The organism is Streptacidiphilus sp. PAMC 29251, from assembly GCF_054208735.2.
The window spans coordinates 7597149-7623755 of record NZ_CM135725.2; the positions used below are offsets into that span (position 1 = coordinate 7597149).

Consider the following 26607-nt stretch of genomic DNA (forward strand, 5'->3'; position numbering starts at 1 on the left):
CATCCGCAGTTTCAGCAGGGGCTCCCCCGGTTCCACTGGAAGCATGAGGGTGCCGCGGCCGGCCCCATCGACTCCGACCAGCGCCAGGACGCCGCCCATGAGCATCGAAGCAGTCGTCCCCTCCGAAGCCTGCCCCACCGATGACGCCCTGCTCGGCCGAGGGCGTGAACTCGCCGCGCTGAGCCGTGCCCTGTTCGGGCAGCGGCTGGTCGCGCTGACCGGCCCGGCCGGGGTCGGCAAGTCCCGGCTCGCCGCCGCGGCCGCCGCCGTCGCCCCGGCGCTGCGCCCGTGCCGGGTGAGCACCGTCGACCTCAGCGGTCTGCTCGCCCCCGAACTCTTCGCCAGCACTCTCGGCTATGTCCTGGACGTGCACGTCAGGGACGGCGGATCCGAGCTCGGCTCGCTCGCCCAGCACCTGGCCACCGAGCCCACCCTGCTGGTCCTGGACGGCTGCGAACGGCTCCAGGGCCGGGGCGCCGCGATCATCGAGTACCTCATCGACACCTGCCCCGAGCTGGTGGTGCTCGCGGTCGGCCGCACCACCACCGGCTCCCGCTACGAGCGGATCCAGCGCCTGGAGCCGCTCGCCGAGGGCCCGGCCACCGCCCTGCTCTGCACCCGGGCCCGCCAGTTCGGCGCCCCGGCCTTCGCCCGCAGCGGGTTGGAGCACCTGGACGCGCTGCCGCTGTGCCACCTGCTGGACCGCAACCCGCTGGCCATCGAACTCGCCGCCGGACGTCTCACCGAGCTGAGCCCGCGTCAGCTGATGTCCGAGGTGTCCCGCCCGGCCGGGCTGCTGGCGCTGGGCCCGGTGCCGCTTCCCCCGGACCGGGCCGCCAGCAGCGGCCGCTATCTGCCGCACCGCACCCTGCGCGCGGCCGCCGAGTGGAGCCACGATCTGTGCACGGACGCCGAACGGCTGCTCTGGGCCCGGCTCTCCTCGGTCCCGGTCGGCTTCGACCTGGCCGAGGCGCAGCAGGCCTGCGCCGACCCCGACCTCGCCGCGTACGCGCTGGAGCAGGCCTGGGTCGGCCTGATCCGCAGCTCGGTGCTGGTGCCCTACGGCGCCGGGGCGCAGCGCTACCGGCTGCCGTTCCTGCTGCGCGCCCACGGCCGCGAGCAGCTCCGCCGGATCAACCGCTGAGCTGTCGCAGGAGTCGGGTGGCGATCTGCGGTGCGCCGGCCCAGTGCAGATGCAGGTACGAGGCGTGCAGGCCGGGGGCGGTGAAGCCCTCGGTGCTGGGTCCGGACGGGCCGCGCCAGCCCCAGGCAGCCGCAGAGCCCGCGCCGGGGTCGATCACCGTGCGGTGGAACTCATGCCCGTTCAGCCGGGTCCCGGCGACGGCGAGCGGGCTGTCGGACAGCGCCACCGCCTCGCGGTAGCCCAGCGTCAGTCGCTCGGTCATCCGGGCCTCCGCGTCCAGCACCCCGCACATCGGCGCCCCGTCCAGGGAGCGCGCGAGGTAGAGCAGACCGGCGCACTCCGCCAGCAGCGGCGCGCCGGAGGCGGCGAGCGCCCGTACCGACTCCCGCAGCGCGCCGTTGGCGGAGAGCTGCGCCGCATACACCTCCGGGAAGCCGCCGCCGATGACCAGCGCGGATGTGCCCTCCGGCAGCTTCTCGTCGCGCAGCGGGTCGAACGGCGCGACCTCGGCCCCGGCGGCGGCCAGCAGTTCGGCGTTCTCGGCATAGGAGAACGAGAACGCGGCCCCCGACGCCAGCGCCACCACCGGACGGCCGCCCACCGGGCCGCCGTGTGCGGCGAATCTCGGCCGCGGGATCCCACGGGGCGTCAGCCAGCGGAGGGGCGCTGCGGGCCAGCGCCAGCAGCGCGTCCAGGTCCACCCCGGCTCGCACCAGCTCGCCCATCTCCCGCACCGCGCGCACGGCTTCGGCGTCACGTTCGACGGCGGGGATCAGTCCGAGGTGCCGGCTCGGTGTCGCCACCGCCGGCTGCCGTCGGATCGCGCCCAGCACCGGCACCCCGCCGCCCTGCTCCAGGGCCTCTCGCAGCATCTCCTCGTGCCGGTCCGAGCCCACCCGGTTGAGGATCACCCCGCCGAGCCGCACCTCCGGATCCCAGGAGGCGAAGCCGTGCACCAGTGCCGCCACCGAGCGGCTCTGCGAGGAGGCGTCCACCACCAGTACCACCGGCGCCCGCAGCAGCTTCGCCACATGCGCGGTGGACGCGAACTCTCCGCGCCCGGCGGCCCCGTCGAACAGCCCCATCACCCCTTCGACCACGGCGATGTCCGCCCCGGCCGCCCCGTGCAGCAGCAGCGGCGCCAGCCGCTCCTCCCCGCACAGGAAGGGGTCCAGGTTCCGCCCAGGACGCCCGGTGGCCAGCGCGTGGTAGCCGGGGTCGATGTAGTCGGGTCCGACCTTGTGCGGCGACACGGCCAGCCCCCGCGCGCTGAGCGCGGCCATCAGCCCGGTGGCCACGGTGGTCTTGCCGCTGCCGGAGGAGGGCGCGGCGAGGACCACCCGGGGGAGCGGCGTCATCCCGCTACCACTCGATCCCGCGCTGGCCCTTGCGGCCCGCGTCCATCGGGTGCTTGACCTTGGTCATCTCGGTGACCAGGTCGGCCGCTTGCACCAGCGCCTCGGGCGCGTTGCGGCCGGTGATCACCACATGCTGGTTGCCGGGCCGGTCCTTCATCACCGCCAGCACCTCGTCGGTGTCGATCCAGCCCCAGTGCAGCGGGTAGGTGAACTCGTCCAGCACGTAGAAGCGGTAGGTCTCCGCGGCGAGGTCGCGCTTGACCTGCTCCCAGCCCTCGCGGGCGGCCTCCTCGCTGTCCGCGATGTCCCGCTGGACCCAGGACCAGCCCTCGCCCATCTTGTGCCAGGCCACCGTCCCGCCCTCGCCGGTGCCGCCGAGCACCCGCAGCGCGTGCTCCTCGCCGACCTTCCACTTCGCCGACTTGACGAACTGGAACACCCCGATCGGCCAGCCCTGGTTCCAGGCCCGCAGCGCCAGCCCGAAGGCCGCGGTGGACTTGCCCTTGCCGGGGCCGGTGTGGACGGCCAGCACGGGCTGGGTACGGCGCTGACGGGTGGTCAGCCCGTCGTCGGGAACGGTGGTCGGCTGTCCCTGCGGCATGGTTAGGCCGCCTCCCTCTGAATCGTGCGGATCATTCCGGTCATGCTGTCGGCGGCCAGCTCATCCAGCCGGATCGCCTCCCCGCCCAGGTGGGTGGCCAGTTCGGCGGCGAGCCCCAGCCGGACCGGACCGCTCTCGCAGTCCACCACCACGGCCGCGGTGCCCTGCGCGGCCAGCAGTTGGGCGGCCCGGCGGGCGTCCGGCAGCGCGTTGGGACCGCCGGTGGCCCGCCCGTCGGTGACCAGGACCAGCAGCGGACGGCGCCGCGGGTCGCGCAGCCGTTCCAGCCGCAGCGTCTCGTGCGCCCGCAAGAGGCCCGCCGCCAGCGGCGTACGGCCCCCCGTCGGCAGCTGCTCGAGCCGGGCCGCGCCCACCTCCACCGAGGAGGTCGGCGGCAGCGCCAGCACCGCCTCCGAGCCCCGGAAGGTGATCATGCCGACCTTGTCCCGCCGCTGATAGGCGTCCATCAGCAGCGAGAGCACTGCTCCCTTGACCGCCGACATCCGCTGCCGCGCCGCCATCGACCCGGAGGCGTCCACCACGAACAGCACCAGATTGGACTCGCGCCCCTCCCGCACCTGCTCCCGGAAGTCGTCCCGGCGCAGCTTCAGCGCCCGGCTGTCACGCCCCCGCGCCAGCTGGTGCGGGGCGGCGGCCTGGATGGTCGCGGCCAGGTGCAGCCGCTGCAGCGCCCCGGTCGGCCGGGCGGCGCGGACGGTGTGGCCTCCGGTGTCGGTACGGGCCCGCGAGCGCCGCCCGCCGGCCCCCTCGCCGGTGCCGGGCACGGTCAGCAGCCTGGTCCGGTACGGGGAGGCAGCGGGCGCGGCGGGCTGCGGCGGCAGTGGCGCGCTGCGCGGCTGCTCGGCCTCGGCGGGGGAGTCGCCGGCCTGGTCGGCCGGGGTCCCGCTGTCGCCGTCGGACGGCGCGTCCTGGCCGCCGCCGGACGGTCCGTCAGGACCGCCGCCACCGTCATTGTCAGGACCGTCCGGGTCCGGCTCCGGGTCCTCGCCGGCCGACTGCTCCAGCGTCTGCTCCAGCTTTTCGTCGTCCAACCCGGGCGCGTCGAAGGGATTGCGCCGACGCCGGTGCGGCAGCGCCAGCCGCGCCGCCGTGCGGACGTCCTCGGCCAGGACCTCCGTACGTCCCGACCAGGCGGCCAGGGCGACCGCGGTGCGGGCCATCACGATGTCCGCGCGTAGTCCGTCCACCTCGAAGGCCGCGCAGACGGCGGTGATCTGCCGCAGCGCGCCGTCGCCCAGCACCACGGAGGGCAGCAGCTCGCGCGCGGTGGTGATCTGTCCTGCGAGCTCCTTCTCCTGCTGGGTCCAGCGCTCGGCGAAGCCGTCCGGGTCGGCGTCGTAGGCCAGCCGGCGGCGGACCACCTCGGCCCGCTCGGTCGGCTCGCGGGTCGCGGCGACCTCGACGGTCAGCCCGAACCGGTCCAGCAGCTGCGGCCGCAGCTCGCCCTCCTCCGGGTTCATCGTCCCGACCAGCAGGAACCGGGCCGCGTGCCGGACCGAGACGCCCTCGCGCTCGACATAGGACTGCCCCATCGCGGCGGCGTCCAGCAGCAGGTCGACCAGGTGGTCGTTGAGCAGGTTCACCTCGTCGATGTAGAGCACGCCCCGGTGCGCCGCCGCCAGCAGCCCCGGCTCATAGGCCTTGACGCCTTCCGAGAGCGCCCGCTCAAGGTCCAATGATCCGACGATTCGGTCCTCGGAAACCCCGACCGGCAGCTCCACCAGCCGGGTCGGCCGCTCCTGGACCACCGACAGGTCGTGCGGCCCGTCCGGGCACTGCGCGTCGGGTCCGGCCGGGTCGCAGGCGAACCTGCAGCCCTCGACCACGGCGATGGACGGCAGCAGCCCGGCCAGGGCCCGCACCATGGTCGACTTCGCGGTGCCCTTCTCGCCGCGCACCAGCACCCCGCCGACCTGCGGTGACACTGAGTTCAGCAGCAGTGCCAGCCGTAGGTCGTCCATGCCGACGATCGCGGAAAACGGGTAGTGGGCGCTCATGAGTTCCCCTCCAGGTCGCCTTCGAGCTCCAGGTAGGTGGCGCGGAGCTGGTCCAGGGTGTCCTGGTTCGGCTCGGCCCACAGCTGCCGTTCGGCGGCCTCCAGCAGCCGCTCGGTCACCCCGCGCAGCGCCCAGGGGTTGGACTGCTTCATGAACTCGCGGTTCTCCGGGTTGAAGACGTACTCCGACGCGAGCTTCTCGTACATCCAGTCGTCGACGACACCCGCCGTGGCGTCGTAGCCGAAGAGGTAGTCCACGGTCGCGGCCATCTCGAAGGCGCCCTTGTAGCCGTGCCGGCGCATCGCCGCCATCCAGCGCGGGTTGACCACCCGGGCCCGGAAGACCCGGTGCGTCTCCTCGCCCAGGGTGCGGGTCTTGACCTGGTCGGGCGTGGCGCTGTCGCCGACATAGGCCTCGGGCGAGGCGCCGGTCAGGTGCCGGACCATCGCCACCATTCCGCCGTGGTACTGGAAGTAGTCGTCGGCGTCGACAATGTCGTGCTCCCGGGTGTCGACGTTCTTCGCCGCCACCGAGATCCGCCGGAACGCCTGCTCCATGTCCCCGCGCGCCGCGCGCCCGTCCAGGCCGCGGCCGTAGGCGTAGCCGCCCCAGACCGCGTAGACCTCGGCCAGGTCCGCGTCCGAGCGCCAGTTGCGGGCGTCGATCAGCGGCAGCAGGCCCGCGCCGTAGGCGCCCGGCTTGGAACCGAAGATCCGTGCGGTGGCCCGGCGCCGGTCGCCGTGCTCGGCGGCGTCCGCCTCCACATGGGCCCGGACGTAGTTGACGTCCTCGGGCTCGTCCAGCGCCGCGACCGCCTGCACCGCGTCGTCCAGCAGCGCCACCACATGCGGGAAGGCGTCCCGGAAGAACCCGGAGATACGGACCGTCACATCCACCCGGGGGCGGCCGAGTTCGTCCGCCGGGACCACCTCGAAGCCGGTCACCCGGCGCGAGGCGTCGTCCCAGACCGGACGGCAGCCCAGCAGCGCCAGGATCTCGGCGATGTCGTCGCCCTGGGTGCGCATGCAGGAGGTGCCCCACACGGTCAGGCCACCGAGCGCGGGTAGGCGCCGGTGTCGGCCAGGTAGCGGGCCACCAGCGAGTCCGCCAGCGCCTGCCCGACCTCCCAACTCAGCCGGGAGGGAATGGCCTTGGGGTCGACCGAGTAGAAGTTCCGTCCGGTCGGCAGCACGTTCACCAGCCCGCGGGTGGGCGACCCGGAGGGCCCGGCCGGGACGTAACCGCCGCGCAGCGCACGGAGGATGTGGGTCAGCTCGTCCGTGGTCCGGGCCAGCCGGGGCACCACCTCCTCGGCGGCGAACCTCAACACGGCCACCGCGTCCGGGTTGTGACGCCCCAACACCTCGGCCACCAGCGGCTTTGCCGCCGCCGCGGACCAGCCTGCCGCCTCCATGCCCTCGGCCAGCCGGCGGCACAGCTGCTCCAGCAGGTCCACCGCGTCGGCCGCGCTCCGGGCCGGCCCGTTCACCAGCGCGGTCAGCTCCACCGGCACCTTCAGCGGGGCGCCGGGCTCGCTCAGCAGCTCCTTCTCGACCAGCCCGAACTCCGCTGCCAGCGCGGCCCGCAGGCCCGGCAGGGCGTCGGCCTTACCGCCCCAGATCTGCGCCGCCCGCAGCACTGCCAGCACCAGGTTGACCCGGGCCTCGTCCACCGGGCCGCCGCCGAGGATGTGCAGTCCGTCGCGGATCTGCACGTCCTTGATCTCGCAGAGGTAGCCGTCGATGTGCATCACGAACTCGTCGAAGGCCTCCTCGTCCGGCTGGTCGTCGACGTGCAGGTCATGGTGCAGCTCGGCGGCCTTGACCAGGGTCCAGATCTGGGCCCGGACGGCCGGGGACTTGGTCGGGTCCAGGTCCTTGACCAGGGCGTACTCGTCCAGCAGCTGTTCCAGCTTGGCCAGGTCGCCATAGGTGTCGGCGCGGGCCATCGGCGGCACCAGGTGGTCCACGATGGTCGCGTGTCCGCGCCGCTTGGCCTGGGTGCCCTCGCCCGGGTCGTTGACGATGAACGGGTAGACCAGCGGCAGTTCGCCCAGCACCGCGTCCGGGGCGCAGCCTGCCGACAGGCCCAGGCCCTTGCCGGGCAGCCACTCCATCGTCCCGTGCTTGCCCAGGTGGACCACGGCGTCGGCGCCCCAGGACTGCTCCAGCCAGCGGTAGGCGGCCAGGTAGTGGTGCGAGGGCGGCAGGTCGGGGTCGTGGTAGATGGCGATCGGGTTCTCGCCGAAGCCGCGCGGCGGCTGGATCATCAGCATGACGTGGCCGAACTGCAGCGCCGCCAGCACGATGTCGCCGTTGTCGACATACAGGCTGCCGGGCGGCTCACCCCAGTGCTGCAGGATGCCGTCCCGCAACTCCGGCTCCAGCGTGGCGAACCACTGCTGGTAGTCGGCCAGCGGCACCCGCGCGGGCGCGGCCCGCAACTGCTCCTCGGTCAGCCACTCGACGTCATGGCCGCCCGCGGCGATGAGTCGATGAATCAGTTCATCGCCACCTGACGGATAGTCGGAGACCGCGTAGCCGGCCTCGCGCAGCGAGTCCAGCAGCCGCACCGCCGAGGCGGGCGTGTCCAGACCGACCGCGTTGCCGACCCTGGAGTGCTTGGTGGGGTAGGCGGTGAAGACGATGGCGATCTTCTTCTCGGCATTGGGCTTGTGCTTTCAGCGCCGCATGCCGCAGTGCGATTCCAGCCACCCGGCCGGCCCGCTCCGGGTCGGCGGCGTAGACCGGGATGCCGTCCGCGCCCAGCTCCTTGAAGGAGAAGGGCACGGTGATCAGCCGCCCGTCGAACTCCGGGATCGCCACCTGCATCGCCGCGTCCATCGGCGACAGCGCCGCGTCGGACGCCTCCCAGGCGGCCCTGGTCGAGGTCAGGCACAGCCCCTGCAGCACCGGGACGTCCAACTCGGCCAGCGCGCCGATGTCCCAGGCCTCCTCGGCCCCTCCGGCCGAGGCATCGGCCGCGACCGTCCCGCCGGAGGCCAGCACCGTGGCCACCACCGTGTCGCAGCGCCCCAACAGCGCGAACAACTCGGCGTCGGCCCCGCGCAGCGAGCCGCAGAAGACCGGCAGCGCATTGCCGCCGCGGGCCTCGATCGCCTCGCACAGCGTGTCGACAAAGGCGGTGTTCCCGGACAGTTCGTGCGCCCGGTAGAACAGCACCCCCACGGTCGGCCGTCCGGCCTCGAACGCCCGTGCCCCGCTGACTCCGTACTGCGGCATCGGCGTGGCGGCGGCGAAGCCCGCGCCGTTCATCAGCACCGTGTCGGAGAGGAAGTTGGCCAGCTCGGCCAGGTTCGCCGAACCGCCCTCCACCAGGTAGGTCAGCGCCTCGGCGACCACCCCGGCCGGGACCGAGGACATCCCCATCAGCTCCGCGTCCGGCACCGACTCACCGCCGAGCAGCACGGTCGGCACCCCGGAGGCGGCGATCTGCGCCAGCCCGTCCTCCCAGGCGCGCCGCCCGCCGAGCAGGCGCACGACCACCACGTCCGCGCCGTCGACAAGTCCGCGAAGCTCTTCGCCGACCTCGACCCGGGTCGGGTTGCCGATCCGGTAGTCCGCGCCCGAGGCGCGGGCCGCGAGCAGATCGGTGTCGGCGGTGGACAGCAGCAGCACCGTCGCCGCCTCGGACTGTGTTGCGTCGTCCATGGGGACGGGCCCTCCAGAAGTAGTGTCGGATGCAGAGATGTTCATGTCGTCGCTCATGGCGCACCCGGTGGTACGAACGGCAGCCCGGCCGGCACGCCGCCCTCGATCAGCCGCAGCAGCGCCGCGGTGTCCGCGTGTTCCTCGATCAGATCCCCCAGCCGGTCAAGACGTTCCTCCCGCGCGGCGGCGAAGCAGGTCTCGGCCGCGGGGACGAAGTCCCGCCCGGCCAGCCCGGCCACCTCGCGCAGGAAGGCCCGCCGAAAGCCGTCGTTCTCCAGCGCCCCGTGCCAGGTCGTCCCCCAGACCGCCCCCTCCCGGCACCCGTCAAGGAAGCTCTGCCCACCCTCCACGGTCGCCACGCCGTGGTGGATCTCATAGCCGGCCACGGTCTCCCCGTAGGCCGAACCCACCGGCCGCGCCAGCGTCTTGGCCAGCGCGAACTCCACCCGCACCGGCAGCAGCCCGAGCCCGGCCACCGTGCCCGCCCGCGACTCCACCTCGTCGGTGATGCTCCGGGCCAGCATCTGGTAGCCGCCGCAGACCCCCAGCACCGGGCGCCCCTCGGCGGCCCGCCGGGCCAGCGCCGCGTCCAGCCCGCGCTCCCGGAGCCAGGCCAGGTCGGCCACGGTGGCCCTGGTCCCCGGCAGGACGACCAGGTCGGCGTCCGCCAGCTCCTCCGGACGGGTCGCCCAGCGCACCAGCACACCGGGTTCCTGCGCCAGCGCGTCGATATCGGTGAAGTTGGACAGCCGCGGCAGCCGCACCACCGACACCCGCAGCACCTCGCCGCCGACCGCGGCCCCGCTCGGGGCCCGGTCCACCAGACCGGCCAGGTCCAGCGAATCCTCGGCGTCCAGCCACAGCCCCTGCAGCATCGGCAGCACCCCCAGCGACGGACGGTGCGTCAGCTGCTCCAGCATGTCCAGACCCGGCTTCAGCAGCCGGACGTCGCCACGGAACTTATTGACGATCCAGCCGGAGAGGTGGCGCTGGTCCTCGGCCGACAGCAGCGCCAGCGTCCCGTACATGGCGGCGAAGACGCCGCCGCGGTCGATGTCGCCGACCACCACCACCGGCAGTGAAGCCGCCACCGCCAGGCCCATGTTGGCGATGTCCCGGTCGCGCAGGTTGATCTCGGCGGGGGAGCCGGCCCCCTCGCAGACCACCACGTCATAGCGTTCGCGCAGGTCGGCCAGGCAGTCCAGGGCGATCCGCAGCAGCGCGGGCTTGCGCTCGCGATAGTCCAGCGCGCCGACCTCGGCCACCGCCTGCCCCAGCACCACCACCTGACTGCGGCCGTCCGCCCCCGGCTTGAGCAGCACCGGGTTCATCGCCGCCGCGGGCTCCACCCCGGCCGCCGCCGCCTGCATGGCCTGCGCCCGGCCGATCTCGGCGCCGTCGGTGGTGACGAAGGAGTTCAGCGACATGTTCTGCGCCTTGAACGGTGCGACGGCGACCCCCTGCCGGGCCAGCCAGCGGCAGATCCCGGCGGTGACCACGCTCTTTCCGGCGTCCGAGGTGGTCCCCGCGACCAGCAGCGACCCCCGCAGCGACCCCCGCAGTGCGCCCTTCATCGCCGTCCCCTTCGCAGTAGCAGGCTCAGCCCGGCCGTGGCGACGACCGCCGACAACCCGACCCGCCGCGACAGTACGCACGCCCGTTCGATGTCCCCCACTGCCACCGGACGCAACTCCGCCCCCAGCACCGCCCGGTGCTGCACCTGGGTGCCATAGCGAAGGGTTCCCCCCAGCCGCACCCCCAGCGCCCCCGCGAAGGCCGCCTCGGCCTGCCCCGCGTTGGGGCTCGGGTGGGCGGGAGCGTCCCGCCGCCACACCCGCCAGGCGTCGCCGCTCCGCCGCCCCCCGGCGGCGGCCGCGGCGACGGTCAGCAGCGCGGTCAGCCGCGCGCCGGGCCAGCCGGCCACGTCGTCCAGCCGGGCCGAGGCCCAGCCGAAGCGCAGATAACGCGGCGAGCGGTGGCCGACCATGGCGTCCAGGGTGTTCACCGCACGGAAGACCAGCAGCCCGGGCACGCCCGCGACCGCGCCCCAGACCAGGGCGTTCACCACCGCGTCCGCCGTGTTCTCGGCCACCGACTCGACCACCGCGCGGGCGACCTCCTGCTCGGTCAGCTCACGCGGATCACGCCCGCAGAGATACGGCAACCGCTCCCGGGCTGCCGCCAGGTCCCCGCCCTCCAGCGAGGCGCCGATGGTGCGGGCCTCGCGCACCAGCGAGGCGCCGCCGAGCACGGTCCAGGTCGCGGCGGCGGTGAGCAGCAGCCGCCCGGTGCCGGAGCGGGCGGCAGTACGGTCGGCCACGGTCGCGGCGGCGGCCACCGTCCCCACGCAGAGCGCGGTGAACAGTGCCCCGGCGTCCCGGCGGTCCCGCCAGAGCAGCCGCTCCGCGGCGCCCGCCGAACGTCCGAATCCAGCCACCGGATGCCCGCGCCGGGGATCGCCGAAGGCGGCGTCGGCGGCGTGGCCGAGAACCAGACCGAGTGCTGTGGCGCCTGCGCCCGCGCTTGCGCGCACGGCGGTCAGCGGGGTGGCTGCGCAGGGAAGGGGACGGCACCGGGAGGTGGTGGCGGCAGGGCAGCGCGCATGGCGTGGATGTCCTCACTCAGGGTCCGCGCCCTGGATCGACGAACCGGGGGCGAGAGTCTCCTGGCTCCCGGATCGACGCGTCCCCGGCGCTCTGATTCCTCAGAACGCCGGGGACGCTCCCCGGTGACAGTGGCGGGACCGCGCCGGACTAGGAGGGTGCTCCCTCCGTCACCGGACTTCCTCTCGATGCCTCCGAACAGCTTTGCGCTCGATCCCACCACGCCGCCGGACCGACCGTCAACACAGCTCAGGGCAGCCGGGCCGGACCTGCTCAGGCTGCGGAGTCGTTGCTCTGCGGCAGCGCGGGCGGGGAGGCGGCGGCAGGGAGCTGCAGCGGAGCGCGGACGACCCGCAGCAGTTCCACCGACTTCTCGTGTCGCACCACCCGGTCGGCCGGGCTGGTGGGCGGGCGCAGGACATGGTCCTCGAACCAGGACATGCCGAGCAGGACGGCGAGGCCGAGTGGAGCGGTGATCAGGCACAGAAGGACAGGCATGGGCACCCCAAGGTGTCGAGTGCTGCGGTCTTCCGAATACCGGCTTCCCCCCGGCTTCCAGCGTCCGCCAAAGCTGCCTGATCCGCATCTCGGAGCGTCCCGGGCCGACTCCGCAGAGTCAGTGCCGCCCCGCAGCACCCGCCTCAGTGCCGCCCGGAGATCACATCCGCGACCTTGGCGATCGGCGAGGCGCCGGCCCGCCCGCCCCGCTCCTGCCGGTCCGCCGCGTAGTAGGCGGCGTACATGCCGTGGACGCCGATCCAGCGCAGCGGCTCGGGCTCCCAGGCCCGGACCCGGTGCCCGACCCAGGGCAGCCCGGTCAGTTCGGTGTCACCGCCGCTGCCCAGCTCCCGCAGCACCAGGTCGCGCAGGGTCCGCGCGGCCAGGTTGGTGGTGGTGACGCCGCTGCCGACATAGCCGCCGGCCAGGCCGAGCCCGGTGGTCCGGTCCAGGTCCACGGTCGAACACCAGTCCCTGGGCACCCCGAGCACCCCGGACCAGGCGTGGTCGATCCGCACGTCACCAGCCAGGGACCCCGCCGCCGGGAAGAAGTCCATGACGATCTGCCGCAGCTGGTCGACGGTCTGCTGCGGCGTCGTCCCGTCGTTGTCGGTCCGCGACCCGAAGCGGTACGGGACGCCGCGCCCGCCCAGCGCGATCCGGTCGTCCGCGGTCCGCTGCGCGTACATGTAGGCATGCGCCATGTCGCCCAGGGTTTCCCGCCCGTCCCAGCCCACCGCCTCCCAGAACGCGGGCGGCAGCGGCTCGGTGACCACCATCGAGGAGTTCATCGGCAGCCAGGACCGCTTCTCGCCGCGCAGCGCCGCGGTGAAGCCCTCGGTGGCCCGCAGCACGAACCGGGCCGACACGGTGCCCCGCGCGGTCACCGCCTTGGCCGGCGCCCCCGAGCCGCCCGGCACGATCTCGGTGACCGTGGTGCCCTCGTGGACGGTGACCCCCATCGCCTCGACCACCCGGGCCAGCCCGCGGACCAGCTTGGCCGGCTGGATCCTGGCCCCGTGCGGGGTCCAGCTGCCGCCGAGGGTCCCCGCCACCGTGATCCGCTCGGCCGCCTCGGCCGGGCTCAGCAGCAGCTGGTCGGTCTCGCCGAAGGAGTGCTCGTTCTCGACGTAGGCCTTGAGCCGCTCCAGCTGGGCCGGGGTCCTGGCGACCTCCATCACTCCGCCCTTGACGATGTCCGCGTCGATGCCCTCGGCCGCGCAGACCGCGATCACCTCGTCCACCGAGCCGTTCATCGCCTGCTGCATCGCGATCGCGCCCGGCTTCCCGTAGCTGCGGGCGAAGGCCCCGCGCCCGGCGAAGCCGTTGTAGAGCCAGCCGCCGTTGCGGCCGGACGCGCCGTAGCCGCAGAAGCGCTGCTCCAGGACGGTGACCCGGAGCCCGGGGTCGGCCTGCTTCAGGTAGTACGCGGTCCACAGACCGGTGTAGCCGCCGCCGACGATGCAGACGTCGGCCTCGGCCGAGCCGTCCAGAGCGGGGCGTGGGGTGGGGAGTCCGATGGCCGAGTACCAGAACGAGACACTGCCGTTGGCGGTGGCGGTCGTGCCCACGGGGACCTGCTTCCGAGCCGGGAATGGTGCCCGGCACGCTACCCACGCCCCGGACCAGCGGCAATGCCCACTGTGTCAGGTGCGGCCGGCCGAGTCGTACACCCCGTCCGGATGGCCGCGCACCACTGGCGCACCGGCCCCGGCGGCATTGGGATGGGGTGGAGCGGGCAGTGGCCTGGTGTGGGAGCAACCGTGGGGAGCGACATGGGCTGGGGAAGAAGCGCGACCGCCGCCGCCGTGGGGGCCGGCGCCCTCGCCGTGGGGACCGGCGCGGCGGCCCTGGTCGCCGGACGGGTGGTCTCCGACTACTCGGTGCGCCCCGGCGGCGCCGCGCCCGCCGCGGCGGGCGGCCTGCGGGTGCACGCGGTCGCCGCGGACCGGGTCGAGCTGACCCGCTCCCGGGAGACCCAGAACCCCGGCCGCTACGGCCTGGAGTGGGCCGGCGGGCACGCCGTCGTCGGCGAGGTGCTCGGCACCACCGCGCAGACCGTCACCCGCCGCCTGGAAGCCGCCGCACCGGGGTCCACCGGGACCGCCGGCGACACCCGGCCGGCGGTCGGCACCAGCGTCCGGATCACCCCGCAACTGCTCACCGGAGACCCGCTCACCGCCCTCGGCCTGCCGTTCTCCGAGATCGACATCGCCGGGGAGCTCGGCCCGATGCCGGCCTGGTTCCTGCCCGGCGCCCGCAGCCTGTGCGTGATCGCGGTCCACGGCAGCCTGGACCGCCGCCAGGTGCTGCCGCTGCTGCCGCTGCTGGACCGGCTGAAGGTCCCGGTGCTGGCGGTGACCTACCGCAACGACGAGGGCGCCCCGCGCTCGCCGGACGGCCTCAGCCACCTCGGCGACAGCGAATGGCGCGACGTCGAGGCGGCGATCGGGTTCGCCGAGGAGGGCGGCGCCCGGCGGATCGTGCTGCTCGGCTGGTCCGTCGGCGCGACCATGGCGCTGCGGGCCGCCACCCGCTCCGCGCACCGGGCGGCCATCTCCGGTCTGGTGCTGGACTCCCCGGTGCTGGACTGGCGCGGGACGGTCCGCCGCAGGGCCACCCGGCGGGGCGTGCCGGCCCTGCTGGCCGAGCTGGGCGTGCGGGCGGCCCAGGGCCGCTCCGGGGTCGACCCGGCCGAGCCGGACCGGATCGCGCTCGGCGCGGACCTCCGCGCCCCGGTGCTGCTGCTCCACAGCGCCGAGGACACCGTCGCCCCGGTCGGCCCCGCGCGCCGGCTCGCCCGGAGCCGTGATGATCTCGTGACCTACGAGGAATTCGGCGACGCCGAGCACGAGGCGCTCTGGAACGCCGACCCGGGCCGCTACGAGGAAAGCCTGCGCAGGTTCCTCACCCCCCTCCTGTGACCCTCCCGTCACCATTCCGGGACCTCGGCGAGGCCGCCGCGCCTGAGGATGTGACAAGTGCCCTGCGGACGGGGAAGACTGCACGGCGTGACGTCCCGGAATTCGCGTGACCGTACTGGCCGATCCGAGATTTCTGGCCGACCCGACCCTGTCGGGGTCGGCCAACCTGGCCCTGATGGCCGACCGCAGGGTGCGCCCGCACGGGTCACCCGGCTGCCCTCGGCCGCACGCCCGCCGCAGCCGCGTACGGCTGCGCCGGGCACTCCGCAGCGCCCCGGCGCTCCGGCCCGCAGGACGCCCCCCGCGGGCTTCCCCGGGCCTGCCCAGCTCGCCCCGCTCGCCCGGCGGCTGCTCGCCGACGCGGTGCGGATCGCCCGCTGGGCCGGGGAGCTCCCCAATGTCGACCGCAGGGGCGACCTGCTGGAGGGCGACGCCGTCGACGCCGGGCACGCCCTGGCGATGACCCGTGACGCCACCGTCGCCTCCTGGGAACGGGCCAGGCTGACCGGCCTGGTAGAGCTGCGCGGCAGCGGCGCGGGCCCCGGCTGGCGGCTGCATGCCTGGGAGCACGAGGACGAGGCGGTGCTGCGCGGCTGGGCGGCCCTGTTCGACGCCTGGACGCTGCTGGTCCCGGTCCCCGACCGGGCGCTGACCTCGCTGGCCGGGCTCGCCGTCGACCACGCCCCGCAACTCCTGTCCTTCCTGCACCTGGTGGACGGCCCGGTGCCGCTCACCGAGCTGCTGGAACTGCTCCGCCGCGGCCTGGAGGAGCAGTGGCACGGCGGCGTGCACCCCGCGCTGGGCGCCCCCGTCCCGCACGCCGCCTGGGCGGTCTCCGCGGTGCGCGGCGACAGCGCCCTGTCGCTCACGCTCACCCCCGGCACGGTCGAGGTCGCCGAGGTGCTGGACTGGATGCTGGAGGGCTTCGCCGCCGTCGGCGCCCTGGTCCGCCGGGACGTGGGCCTGGAGCAGGAGGTCTGCGCCGAGCTCACCCCGCTCGGGCACTGGGCGGTCCGGGCCAAGCTGGAGGAGATCTGCACGGTCGCGCAGACCGCGGCAGGCCACATCGAGCAGTCCGCGCTGGAGCTGCTGACCGCCTGCGCCCAGTACTCCCCGGGCCCGGCCCGGGCCGAGTACCGGGCCTGGCTGGCCGCCCGTCAGGCCGAGAGCGCCGTGGCCGACCTGCTCGAGGTCGCCCGCGGCGAGGACGCCCTGCTCCGCGGCCTGGCCTTCGAGGCGCTGCGGGTCGCCGGGCACCCGGCCGAGCCCGCCGTCCGCGACTGCACCGAGGAGCAGATGCTGCGCCCCTACGCGCTGCTGTGGCTCGCCGAGCAGAACGACGAGGGGGTGCTGCCCTCGGACGTGCTGGACCGGGACGACGCCGCCTGGCTCTGGGTGGACACCGGCGCGGCCGTGCTCGAACACGGGGACACCGCGATGCTGGTCCGCCACGTCCAGGGCGCCGCGGACGGCGACCCCAACCGGCTGTTCGCGCTGGCCCGCCGGATCGGCCACCCCAGGGCGGGCCAGGTCCTCGCCGCCGTCGCCTCGGCGCACCCCGACCCCGGCGTCGCCCGCGCGGCCCGCCGCAGCGCCTTCAGCGTCCACGAGGGCGGCCGCTGAGGGGGCGGCGGGTACCGTGGGTGGCAGGGCTGAGGAGGACACGACATGGCGGCGGTTGAGCACCGGCGGATCGAGACCGCGGCCGATGTGGTGGCCGACGGGCGGATCCAGGGGTTCGGGGTGGTGCTGACCGCGGCCAGTCGGCTGGAACGGCTGCTGGGCGCGGTGATGGAGCGGGAGAGCGGGATCAGCCACCCGATGTTCGAGGTGCTGCTGCTGCTCGCGGCCAAGCCGGAGGGCGCGCCGATGGGCGACCTCTCCCGGCGGCTGGTGCTGACCAGCGGCGGCGCGACCCGGCTGATCGACCGCATGATCGAGGCGGGGCTGGTCCGGCGGGCCCGCTCGCAGGAGGACAAACGGGTCCAGGTGGTCACCCTCACCGAGGCCGGCGCGGCCAAGCTGGTCGAGGCCGCCCGCCGGCACGCGGAGGAGCTGGACCGGCATGTCTACGGGGTGCTGGCCCCGGACCGCGCCGCCGCCCTGTTCGAGAGCCTGGACCAGCTCAGCCTCCACGCCCGCGAGGCACTGCCCCGCTGGGCTAGCGGCCCCGGCAGGCTAGGGCTTGCCTGCCCGGGTCGGCGCCGACGGCAGGGACGCGGCGGCCTTCACCCGGCGCAGGACCGGCGCCGTCTCCACCTGCCGGACCGCGTCCAGCGCGGCGATCCTGGTGGTGAGGTAGGCGTACAGGGACGGGATGTCCGAGCAGATCACCACGGCGTGCAGATTGGTCGGCCCGGTGGTGGCGCAGACATAGGCCACCTCGGGATGATCCGCCAGCGCCTGCCCGGTCTCCGCCAGCTGGGACGGCGAGACCGAGAGCCACAGCATCACCGCGTTGTCCAGGTCGAAGATCTGCCGCTCGAAGTCGATGTCGAAGTACAGCACCCCGCCCGCCTGCAGATCGGCCATCCGCCGCCGCACCGAGCTCTGCGAGCGCCCGCTGGCGGCGGCCAGCTCGGCCAGCCCGGTCCTGCCGTCCCGCTGGAGCAGGGCCAGCATCCGGTGGTCCGCCTCGTCCAGCACCCCCGCCGACCCTTCGGCCGCTGTCGCCACGGGCAGCTGGTCGGGTCCTGGACGCAGCTGGCCGATCTGCTCGGGGGTGAGCGTGTCCGACTTGTTGACCAGGCTCATCGCCCCGCCGAAGTAGGTGTGCAGGACGCAGTAGGCGGTCACCCCGACCACGCTCGGGGTCCGCGGCAGCCGTTGCAGCAGCAGGGAGTTGCCGGTGTGGCTGCTCGGGGCCCGGGTCACGCAGTTGATCTCGGTGCCGCCGGAGGTGAGGCTCACCCAGGCGGTGTCGTCGCGCCGGGCCAGCGCCTCGGCCACCGAGGAGGCCGCGTCCGGGGTGCACTGCACCCGGATGATCCACTGCACCTCGCCCAGCGCCGCCGGATTGGTCAGCCCCAGCACCTGCAGCGCGCCCTCGCCGCGGAGCCGGCTGTAGCGGCGGGCGACGGTCTGGTCGGAGACGCCGAGGGCCTGCGCGACCCGGCTGAACGGGGCCCGTCCGTCCAGTTGGAGGGCGTGCACCAGCTGCCGGTCGAGGGAGTCGTACACGCGGGATTTCACCAGCCCAGGCTAGGCGATGTCGGAATGCACCGGATCAGGGGCGCCGGCTGCGAGGAAACAGCCCGGCGGAGGGAGGATCAGGGTGAGGAAGCACCCGTCCATCAGAAAGACCCCTCCTGTGACTACTCCTGCCGCGGCACCACCAGTAGGTGGCATGCGTAAGTGGATACCTCTGATTGCCATCTGTCTCGGCACCTTCATGCTGCTGGTGGACGTCAGCATCGTGAATGTGGCCCTCCCGCAGATGGCCGCCGACCTGCACTCCTCGTTCACCTCCCTGCAGTGGGTGGTGGACATGTACGCGCTGGTCCTGGCCGCCCTGCTGATGGTGGTCGGCGCGCTCGGCGACCGGCTCGGACACCGTCGGCTGTACCTGTTCGGCCTGGTCGTCTTCGCCCTCGCCTCGCTGGCCTGCGGCCTCGCCCCCAACGCCGGGACGCTGATCGCCGCCCGCGCCGCGCAGGGCATCGGCGGCGCGGCCATGCTGACCTCCACCACCTCGCTGCTCAACGCGGCCTACCAGGGCCGCGACCGCGGCACCGCCTTCGGCATCTGGGGCGCGGTCAGCGGCGGCGCGGCGGCGGTGGGACCGGTCCTCGGCGGACTGCTCACCGACCAGATCGACTGGCGTGCGATCTTCTTCGTCAACCTGCCGATCGCGGCGGCCGCGCTCTGGATGACCGTCCGCTACCTCAGGGCCGAGCAGGGCCGCGCCACCGGACGGCTCGACTACCCCGGTGCGGTCACCTTCACGGTCTTCTCCGGCGCGCTGGTCTACGGCCTGATCGAGAGCGCCGACAAGGGCTGGGGCAGCGCCACCGTGCTGGTCTCGCTCGGCCTGGCGGTGGTCGCCCTGCTGGCCTTCGTGCTGGCGGAGCTGCGCAGCGCGAACCCGCTGCTGGACCTGGGCCTGCTGCGCAACCGCAGCTTCGTCGGCCTGACCGCCTCCGCGCTGCTGCTCAACGCCGCCGCCTTCGCCCATCTGACCTACACCTCGATCTGGCTGCAGTCGGTGCTCGACCTCAGCCCGATCCAGGCCGGTCTGGCCTGCTGCCCGCTGGCCCTGGCCGCCTTCGTGGTGGCTGGAAACAGCGGTCGGCTGTTCGGAAAGTCGGCCCCGCAGGTCCCGATCGGCATCGGCCTGGTGCTGATCGGCGCCGGGGTGCTGCTGATGACCATGGTCTCGGCCGACTCCTCCTGGACCGCGGTGCTGCCGGGCATGATCGTCAGCGGCCTCGGCGTCGGCATGGCCACCCCGGTGATGATGTCGGCGGCCCTGGCCACCGTCCCCCGGGAGCGGGTCGGCATGGCCAGCGGCGCGGTCAACACCGGCCGCCAGCTCGGCTACGCCCTGGGCATCGCCGTCCTCGGCACGGTGTTCGCCAACCGGGTCCAGGACTACGTGGCGGGCAACAGCCACCTGGCCGACCCACACGGCGTCTCCTCCGCCCTCAGCGGCGGCCGGGCCCAGGCCGTGCTGGGCGCCGTCCCCGCCGACCAGCAGGCGGCCGTGCACCAGCTGGTGCACGGGGCCTTCGCGGCCGGTCTGGACCGGGTCTACCTGATCGCCGGGGTCACCGGCGTGGTGGCCGGGCTGATCGTCTTCGCGCTGGTCCGCCGCGGCGAGCCGGCGCCCTGGGAGAAGCCGGCCGCCCCGGCCCCGTCGTCGGCCTCGGCCGCCCCGGAGACCTCGGCGGCGCACTGACCGGCCCCGGCTACGACGAAGCCCCCGCGACCTCGATCAGGTCACGGGGGCTTCGTCCTACGTTCAACCGGTTTCAGCTCGCGCGGGACTCCGCGCGCCGGGCGCGGACGTCGCCGACCTTGCGGCGGAGCACCATCAGCGGCGCCATCAGCGCCAGGGTGACCTGCAGGGTCGCGCCGACCTTCAGCAGCATCGCCCCGCCGGGCACGCCGGTCGCCCAGGCGGCGAGGCAGCCCATGCTGACCACGATCCAGCAGAGCGTCGCCGTGGCGAGCGCACCGTGCGGCTTGGGGTACTCGACCCGGCTCACCATGAGCGCGGCGACCAGGACGATGCCGACCACGGCGAGCACGAAGGGCGGGTTGAGCAGCACGATGGAGATCACCGTGAGGGCGCCCATCGGGCAGGGCATGCCCTGGAACACGCCGGGGCGCATCGTGGTGCAGGAGAAGCGCGCGAGCCGCAGCACGACCGCGAGCAGCACCATGATCGCGATTCCGGCCGCCACCTGCTGGTGGGTGCCGCCCGCGACCATGCCCCAGACCACGACGAAGTAGGCCGGGGCGATGCCGAAGCTGATCAGGTCGGCGAGGTTGTCCAGCTCGGCGCCCAGCGCGGAGGAGCGCAGCTTGCGCGCCACCAGGCCGTCGAACAGGTCGAACATCGAGCCGATGAGCAGCAGCGTGACCGCGGTCGCGGCACTGCGCCGGTCGCCGTTGGTGGCGACCCCGGTGAGGTGCGGGATCAGCACCCCGGTGGTGGTGCAGTAGATCGCCAGGAAGCCGCAGATGGCGTTGCCCAGCGTGAACATGTCCGCGGTGGACAGCTGCTGCGGCGAACGGGGGGAGCGCATCTCGCGGTCGCGCGCCCAGCGCAGCCGACGGGCGCTGCCGTCCCGGTCGTCCTCGTCCTCCTGCACGGTCTCAGGATCAGTCACGGTCAAGACGAGTCACCCCAGCCGTGGTCTTCTGACCGACCTCCACGCCGGGCTCGACGCCCGCGGGGAGGTAGGTGTCGACCCGCGAACCGAAGCGGATCAGGCCGATCCGCTCACCCTGCTCGACCTTGGTGCCCTCGGGCAGGTACGGGATGATGCGGCGCGCGACGGCCCCGGCGATCTGGACCATCTCGATGTCGCCGAGCTCGGTGTCGAAGTGCCACACCACCCGCTCGTTGCGGTCGCTGTCCTTGTTGAAGGCCGGCACGAAGCCGCCCGACACATGCTCGACCGAGGTGACCGTGCCGGGCAGCGGGGCCCGGTTCACGTGCACATTGAGCGGGCTCATGAAGATCGCCACCCGGGTACGGCCGTCGGGCCAGGCGTCGATGCTCTGCACCACGCCGTCGGCGGGGGAGATCACCCGCCCCTCGCCCACGGTCCGCTCGGGGTCGCGGAAGAACCAGAGCATCCCCGCGCTCAGCGCGGTGGCGGGCACCGCCGCCAGGGCCCACTTGCCGCTGCGCCGGGTGAGGGCGGAACAGGCGGCCGCGGTGAGCACCGTGGGAACAAGCCAGGGCGAGGCTCCGCGTGCCAAGGTGACACGGGGACGGCTCGCGGATTGGTGGGACGGACTGAGGGGCATCGAAGACCTTTGTCGCGGGGGCCCGGGAACGGTTGACGCCGAGGGTACCGGCGTAAGTGACCGCGCGAGGGGCCGCGTGATCGAGGGGTTCGGGGACGTAGCTGTCCACCGGGATGCTATCGGCAGCGGACGGTCACTAGGCAACCTCCGGGTAACCGGAAGTGGGCCCTCGGCCGTGCCCCCTCCTACGAACGTAGAGCCGTCGACCCCCTGCGGCCAAGGGTTTCGGCATAACGGTGACAACACTCTCAGGTGTGGTCAGAGGCTTGGAAAGGGTCTGCGGGAGGACTGAAGGGGCGCTCGGGGCTTGGAATGCGCTGGTTTTGCAGCACGATGTTCCGTAGCCCGTCGGGAAAATGCGAAAAACGGCCGAAACTTATCGCTTCGGCCGAATCTCGCTGGTGGGGCGCTTCCGCAGGGTTTGCGAAGTTCTTACCTCGGTCACTCGCCGAGGCGGTAGTCCTGGAGCAGTCGCCGGCCGATGATCATCTTTTGGATCTCGGCGGTGCCCTCGCCGATCAGCAGCATCGGGGCCTCCCGGTAGAGCCGCTCGATCTCGTACTCCTTGGAGAAGCCGTAGCCGCCGTGGATCCGGAAGGAGTCCTCGACGACCTCCTTGCAGTACTCGGCGGCGAGGTACTTGGCCATCCCCGCCTCCAGGTCGTTGCGCTGGCCCGAGTCCTTCTTGCGGGCGGCCATCACCATCATCTGGTGCGCGGCCTCGACCTTGGTGGCCATCTCGGACAGCTTGAACTGGATCGCCTGGTGCTCCGCGATCTTCTTGCCGAAGGTGCTCCGCTGCTGGGCGTAGCGGATGCCCAGCTCGAACGCCCGGTGCGCGACCCCGCAGCCGCGGGCCGCCACGTTCACCCGGCCCACCTCGACGCCGTCCATCATGTGCTTGAAGCCGAGGCCGCTGGTGCCGCCCAGCACCATGTCCGCCGGGATCCGGACGTCCTCCAGGATCATCTCGGTGGTGTCGACGCCCTTGTAGCCCATCTTCTCGATCTTGCCGGGGATGGTCAGCCCCGGCACGGTCGGGTTGGGGCCGAAACCGGGGGTCTTCTCGATCAGGAAGGTCGTCATCGACCGGTGCGCCGGCGCGTCCTCGGGCTGGCCCTCGTCGGTCTTGCAGAGCACCGCGACCAGGGTGGAGGTGCCGCCGTTGGTCAGCCACATCTTCTGGCCGTTGATGACGTAGTCCTCGCCGTCCCTGACCGCCTTGGTGCGGATCGCGGACACGTCCGAGCCGAGGCCCGGCTCGGACATCGAGAACGCGCCACGGACCTCGCCGGTGGCCATCCGCGGCAGGAAGTGGTCCTTCTGCGCCTGGGTCCCGTGCTGGGCGATCATGTAGGCCACGATGAAGTGGGTGTTGACGATGCCGGACACCGACATCCAGCCACGGGCGATCTCCTCCACCACCAGGGCGTAGGTCAGCAGCGACTCGCCGAGACCGCCGTACTCCTCCGGGATCATGAGCCCGAACAGGCCCATCTCCTTCATCCCCTCGACGATGTCGGCGGGGTACTCGTCCTTGTGCTCGAGCTCGGTGGCGACCGGAATGATCTCCTTGTCGACAAAGCTCCGAACCGTGGCGAGGATGTCCTGCTGGATCTCGGTGAGGCCGTCGGTCTGGGCGAGGCGTCCCATGGCTGGCTCCTGAAGTATCTGAGGGCCTGAATTATTTAAGGGGAGGAAGGTGCCCCGCGGCTGTGGCAGTAGCCGCAGGGCACCTGGTACGAGGGGGCACGGAACGCCCAGCGGGTCAGCTCAGGGGCTCGGGCCGGCCCGGCTGCTCCCCGCCCCGTTCCTTGATGTAGGTCTCGGTCGGGACCATCACCTTGCGCCGGAAGACACACACGACCGTGCCGTCCTGCTTGTAGCCCTTGGTCTCGACGTGGACGATCCCCCGGTCCGACTTGGACTTCGACGGCGTCTTGCCCAGCACCAGGGTCTCGCCGTAGATGGTGTCGCCGTGGAACGTCGGCGCGATGTGCTTCAGCGACTCGACCTCCAGGTTGGCGATGGCCTTGCCGGAGACGTCCGGCACGGACATCCCCAGCAGCAGCGAGTAGATGTAGTTGCCGACCACCACGTTCTGCCCGAAGTCCGTGGTCTTCCCGGCGTAGTTGCTGTCGAGGTGCAGCGGGTGGTGGTTTCATGGTCAGCAGGCAGAAGAGGTGGTCGTCGTACTCGGTGACCGTCTTTCCGGGCCAGTGCTTGTAGACCGCGCCGACCTCGAACTCCTCATAGGTGCGTCCGAACTGCATCTGAATCACGCCTCCGGGATCTCGAACTTCGAAGTCCGCTGCAGCCCCGCCGCGCGGCCCTTCCCGGAGACGACCAGCGCCATCTTCCGGCTGGCCTCGTCGATCATCTCGTCGCCGAGCATCGCCGAGCCCTTGCGGCCGCCGGCCTCGGAGGTGCAGTAGTCGTACGCGTCCAGGATCAGCTCGGCGTGGTCGTAGTCCTCCTGGCTGGGGGAGTAGACCTCGTTGGCGGCGTCGACCTGGCCGGGGTGCAGCACCCACTTGCCGTCGAAGCCCAGCGCCGCCGAGCGCCCGGCGACCTCGCGGTAGCCGTCGACGTTGCGGATCTGCAGGTACGGGCCGTCGATCGCCTGCAGGTCGTGCATCCGGGCGGCCATCAGGATGCGCATCAGGATGTAGTGGTACGCGTCCGCACCGTAGCCGGGCGGCTGCTCGCCGACGACCAGGGTCTTCATGTTGATGGAGGCCATGAAGTCGGCCGGCCCGAAGACGATGGTCTCCATGCGGGGCGAGGCGCCGGCGATGGCGTCCACGTTGACCAGGCCCTTGGCGTTCTCGATCTGCGCCTCGATGCCGATCTTTCCGACCTCGAAGCCCATGGTCTTCTCGATCTGGGTGAGCAGCAGGTCCAGCGCGACGATCTGCTGGGCGTCCTGGACCTTGGGCAGCATGATGCAGTCCAGGTTCTGGCCGGCGCCCTCGACGACGGTGACCACGTCGCGGTAGGTCCAGTGGGTGGTCCAGTCGTTGACCCGGACCACCCGGGTCTTGCCGGACCAGTCGCCCTGGTTCAGCGCGTCCACGATGGTGTGCCGGGCCCCCTCCTTGGCGAGCGGGGCGCAGGCGTCCTCCAGGTCCAGGAACACCTGGTCGGCGGGCAGTCCCTGGGCCTTCTCCAGGAAGCGCGGGTTGCTTCCGGGTACGGCGAGGCAGGAGCGGCGGGGGCGGAGCCGGCCGGCGGTCGAGTCGTTGGCAGTCATGAAGCGGGGGTCTCTTCCTTGAGGTCCGGGCTGTAGTCCGGGGTGCGGTCCGAGAAGGGCGGCAGTCCGTGCGCGCGACGGATCTCGTCGACGATACGGCCGATGATGTGGGTGATGCCGAAGTCCTTGGGAGTGAACACGGCCGCGACGCCCTGCGCCAGCAGCTCCTGCTCGTCCGCCGCCGGGATGATCCCGCCGACGATCACCGGCACGTCCTCGACCCCGGCCCGGCGCAGCCGCCGCAGCACGTCGGGGACCAGCTCGGCGTGCGCGCCGGAGAGGATGGACAGGCCGACGCAGTGCACGTCCTCGGCCACGGCCGCAGAGGTGATCTGCTCGGGGGTGAGCCTGATGCCCTGGTAGACCACCTCGAACCCGGCGTCGCGGGCCCGTACCGCGATCTGCTCGGCGCCGTTGGAAATGGCCGTCCAGGCCGGGCTTGCCGACCAGCAGCCGCAGCTTGCCGGCGCCGATCTCCTCGGCGGTGCCGCTGACGGCCCGGCGGACGGCGAGCAGCTCCGCGCCGCTCTCGCCCTCCAGGGTGCCGGTGATCGGCGCGCCGCCGACCCCGGTCGGGGCCCGGTACTCGCCGAACACGTCGCGCAGGGCGAAGGACCACTCCCCGGTGGTGACCCCGGCCCGGACGCAGTCCAGGGTGGCCGGCATCAGGTTGGCCTCGGTGGCCGCCTGGCGCTTGAGCTCGGCGATCGCCGCCTGCGCGGCGTCCTCGTCCCGCTCCTTGCGCCAGTCGGCGAAGGCGTCCACGACGGCCCGCTCCGAGTCCGGGTCCACCTGCATGATCGCGGTGTCCAGGTCGGCGGTGAGCGGGCTGGGCTCGGTGGTCTCGAAGCAGTTGACCCCGATCACCTTGTCCTCGCCGGACTCGATCCGGGCCCGGCGCTCGGCGTGCGAGCCGACCAGGGCGGCCTTGAGGTACCCGGTCTCCACGGCGGGGGTGACCCCGCCCATCCCGAGCACCTTCTCGATCTCCGCCTCGGCCCCGGCCACCAGCTCCTGCACCTTGGCCTCGACCACATGGCTGCCGTCGAACAGGTCGCCGTACTCCAGCAGGTCCGACTCGTAGGCCAGCACCTGCTGGATCCGCAGCGACCACTGCTGGTCCCAGGGCCGGGGCAGCCCCAGCGCCTCGTTCCAGGCCGGCAGTTTGCACCGCGCGGGCCCGGGCGTCCTTGGAGAGGGTGACCGCCAGCATCTCCAGCACGATCCGCTGGACGTTGTTCTCCGGCTGCGCCTCGGTCAGCCCCAGCGAGTTGACCTGGACGCCGTAGCGGAACCGTCGCTGCTTGGCGTCCGTGATGCCGTAGCGCTCGCGGGTGACGGTGTCCCAGATCCGGCCGAAGGCCCGGAGCTTGCACATCTCCTCGACGAAGCGGACGCCGGCGTTGACGAAGAAGGAGATCCGGGCGACGACCTCGCCCATCTGCTCCGGCGCCACCTGCCCGCCGTCGCGCACCGCGTCCAGCACCGCTATCGCGGTGCACATCGCGAAGGCCAGCTCCTGTACCGGGGTGGCCCCGGCCTCCTGCAGGTGGTAGCTGCAGATGTTGATCGGGTTCCACTTGGGGATGTTCGCCACGGTGTAGGCGATCATGTCCGTGGTCAGCCGGATGCTGGGCCCGGGCGGGAAGACGTGCGTCCCGCGGGACAGGTACTCCTTGATGATGTCGTTCTGGGTGGTGCCGGTGAGCTTGGCGATGTCCGCACCCTGCTCCTCCGCGACGACCTGGTACATCGCCAGCAGCCACATGGCCGTGGCGTTGATCGTCATGGAGGTGTTGGTGCGCTCCAGCGGGATGCCGTCGAACAGGGCCCGCATGTCGCCGAGGTGGCTGACCGGGACGCCGACCCGGCCGACCTCGCCCTTGGCCAGCACGTGGTCGGGGTCGTAGCCGGTCTGCGTCGGCAGGTCGAAGGCGACCGAGAGGCCGGTCTGGCCCTTGGCCAGGTTCTTCCGGTAGAGCGCGTTGGACGCGGTGGCGGACGAGTGTCCGGCGTACGTCCGCATCAGCCAGGGGCGGTCTCGCTGGGTCATGGTG

Annotated in this window: 15 protein-coding genes, 5 pseudogenes and 1 riboswitch; of the genes and pseudogenes, 5 read left to right on the plus strand and 15 right to left on the minus strand. The window is 72.8% G+C overall.

Annotated elements, in window-relative coordinates; translation table 11 throughout:
- Positions 1-97 precede the first annotated feature (97 nt).
- On the plus strand, positions 98-1144 hold the full coding sequence (locus ACXKR8_RS35960) for a hypothetical protein (RefSeq protein ID WP_458268733.1): 1047 nt from the start codon (positions 98-100) through the stop codon (positions 1142-1144).
- Here the strand turns inward: ACXKR8_RS35960 and ACXKR8_RS35965 are convergent.
- The 8 genes and pseudogenes from ACXKR8_RS35965 to ACXKR8_RS36000 all read right to left on the minus strand — a co-directional run bounded on the left by ACXKR8_RS35965 (position 1134) and on the right by ACXKR8_RS36000 (position 13464).
- A pseudogene (locus ACXKR8_RS35965) lies at positions 1134-2502 on the minus strand (cobyrinate a,c-diamide synthase). The gene ACXKR8_RS35960 and the pseudogene ACXKR8_RS35965 overlap by 11 nt on opposite strands.
- Before the next feature lie 4 nt (positions 2503-2506).
- Positions 2507-3103: a cob(I)yrinic acid a,c-diamide adenosyltransferase gene (gene cobO / locus ACXKR8_RS35970; RefSeq protein ID WP_458268735.1), complete on the minus strand. Its 597-nt coding sequence runs from the start codon at positions 3101-3103 to the stop codon at positions 2507-2509.
- A gap of 2 nt (positions 3104-3105) precedes the next feature.
- Positions 3106-5121 (minus strand): putative cobaltochelatase, encoded by a 2016-nt coding sequence (locus tag ACXKR8_RS35975; protein WP_458268736.1) that lies wholly within the window; start codon positions 5119-5121, stop codon positions 3106-3108.
- A pseudogene (gene cobN, locus ACXKR8_RS35980) lies at positions 5118-8792 on the minus strand (cobaltochelatase subunit CobN). Before cobN ends, ACXKR8_RS35975 begins: the two are co-directional and overlap by 4 nt.
- Positions 8793-8845: 53 nt before the next feature.
- A complete protein-coding gene (locus ACXKR8_RS35985; RefSeq protein ID WP_458268738.1) occupies positions 8846-10366 on the minus strand; it encodes a cobyric acid synthase in 1521 nt (506 codons plus the stop codon).
- Complete coding sequence (locus tag ACXKR8_RS35990) at positions 10363-11325, minus strand: cobalamin biosynthesis protein (RefSeq protein WP_458268739.1); 963 nt, start codon at positions 11323-11325, stop codon at positions 10363-10365. Before ACXKR8_RS35990 ends, ACXKR8_RS35985 begins: the two co-directional genes overlap by 4 nt.
- A 125-nt stretch (positions 11326-11450) precedes the next feature.
- Positions 11451-11580: riboswitch (cobalamin riboswitch) on the minus strand.
- 88 nt (positions 11581-11668) lie between these two features.
- Positions 11669-11893: a hypothetical protein gene (locus ACXKR8_RS35995; protein ID WP_458268740.1), complete on the minus strand. Its 225-nt coding sequence runs from the start codon at positions 11891-11893 to the stop codon at positions 11669-11671.
- A 143-nt stretch (positions 11894-12036) separates the two neighbouring features.
- Positions 12037-13464, minus strand: a complete 1428-nt coding sequence (locus tag ACXKR8_RS36000; protein ID WP_458268741.1) for an NAD(P)/FAD-dependent oxidoreductase — start codon at positions 13462-13464, stop codon at positions 12037-12039.
- Between the two features lie 204 nt (positions 13465-13668).
- On the opposite strand from ACXKR8_RS36000, the gene ACXKR8_RS36005 reads away from it, so the two are divergent.
- From ACXKR8_RS36005 to ACXKR8_RS36015, 3 genes and pseudogenes are all read left to right on the plus strand, one after another.
- On the plus strand, positions 13669-14817 hold the full coding sequence (locus tag ACXKR8_RS36005) for an alpha/beta hydrolase family protein (protein WP_458275178.1): 1149 nt from the start codon (positions 13669-13671) through the stop codon (positions 14815-14817).
- Between the two features lie 87 nt (positions 14818-14904).
- On the plus strand, positions 14905-16440 hold the full coding sequence (locus ACXKR8_RS36010) for a hypothetical protein (protein ID WP_458268742.1): 1536 nt from the start codon (positions 14905-14907) through the stop codon (positions 16438-16440).
- Between the two features lie 168 nt (positions 16441-16608).
- Positions 16609-16791: pseudogene (locus tag ACXKR8_RS36015) on the plus strand (MarR family winged helix-turn-helix transcriptional regulator); the annotation flags it as partial.
- Positions 16792-16995: 204 nt separating this feature from the next.
- On the opposite strand, the gene ACXKR8_RS36020 reads toward ACXKR8_RS36015, so the two are convergent.
- Positions 16996-18009 (minus strand): Lrp/AsnC family transcriptional regulator, encoded by a 1014-nt coding sequence (locus ACXKR8_RS36020; protein WP_458268744.1) that lies wholly within the window; start codon positions 18007-18009, stop codon positions 16996-16998.
- Positions 18010-18208: 199 nt separating this feature from the next.
- On the opposite strand from ACXKR8_RS36020, the gene ACXKR8_RS36025 reads away from it, so the two are divergent.
- On the plus strand, positions 18209-19714 hold the full coding sequence (locus ACXKR8_RS36025; protein WP_462100712.1) for an MFS transporter: 1506 nt from the start codon (positions 18209-18211) through the stop codon (positions 19712-19714).
- A gap of 73 nt (positions 19715-19787) precedes the next feature.
- On the opposite strand, the gene pssA is transcribed toward ACXKR8_RS36025, so the two are convergent.
- From pssA to ACXKR8_RS36055, 6 genes and pseudogenes are all read right to left on the minus strand, one after another.
- A complete protein-coding gene (gene pssA / locus ACXKR8_RS36030; protein ID WP_458268746.1) occupies positions 19788-20657 on the minus strand; it encodes a CDP-diacylglycerol--serine O-phosphatidyltransferase in 870 nt (289 codons plus the stop codon).
- Complete coding sequence (locus ACXKR8_RS36035; RefSeq protein WP_458268747.1) at positions 20644-21297, minus strand: phosphatidylserine decarboxylase; 654 nt, start codon at positions 21295-21297, stop codon at positions 20644-20646. Before ACXKR8_RS36035 ends, pssA begins: the two co-directional genes overlap by 14 nt.
- Positions 21298-21738: 441 nt before the next feature.
- Entirely contained in the window at positions 21739-22950 is a 1212-nt protein-coding gene (locus ACXKR8_RS36040) for an acyl-CoA dehydrogenase family protein (RefSeq protein ID WP_458268748.1), read from the minus strand.
- 115 nt (positions 22951-23065) lie between these two features.
- A pseudogene (locus tag ACXKR8_RS36045) lies at positions 23066-23570 on the minus strand (MaoC family dehydratase).
- A gap of 5 nt (positions 23571-23575) precedes the next feature.
- Entirely contained in the window at positions 23576-24550 is a 975-nt protein-coding gene (locus ACXKR8_RS36050; protein WP_458268750.1) for an HpcH/HpaI aldolase/citrate lyase family protein, read from the minus strand.
- Positions 24547-26603 (minus strand): annotated as a pseudogene (locus tag ACXKR8_RS36055) (protein meaA). Before ACXKR8_RS36055 ends, ACXKR8_RS36050 begins: the two are co-directional and overlap by 4 nt.
- Positions 26604-26607 lie beyond the last annotated feature (4 nt).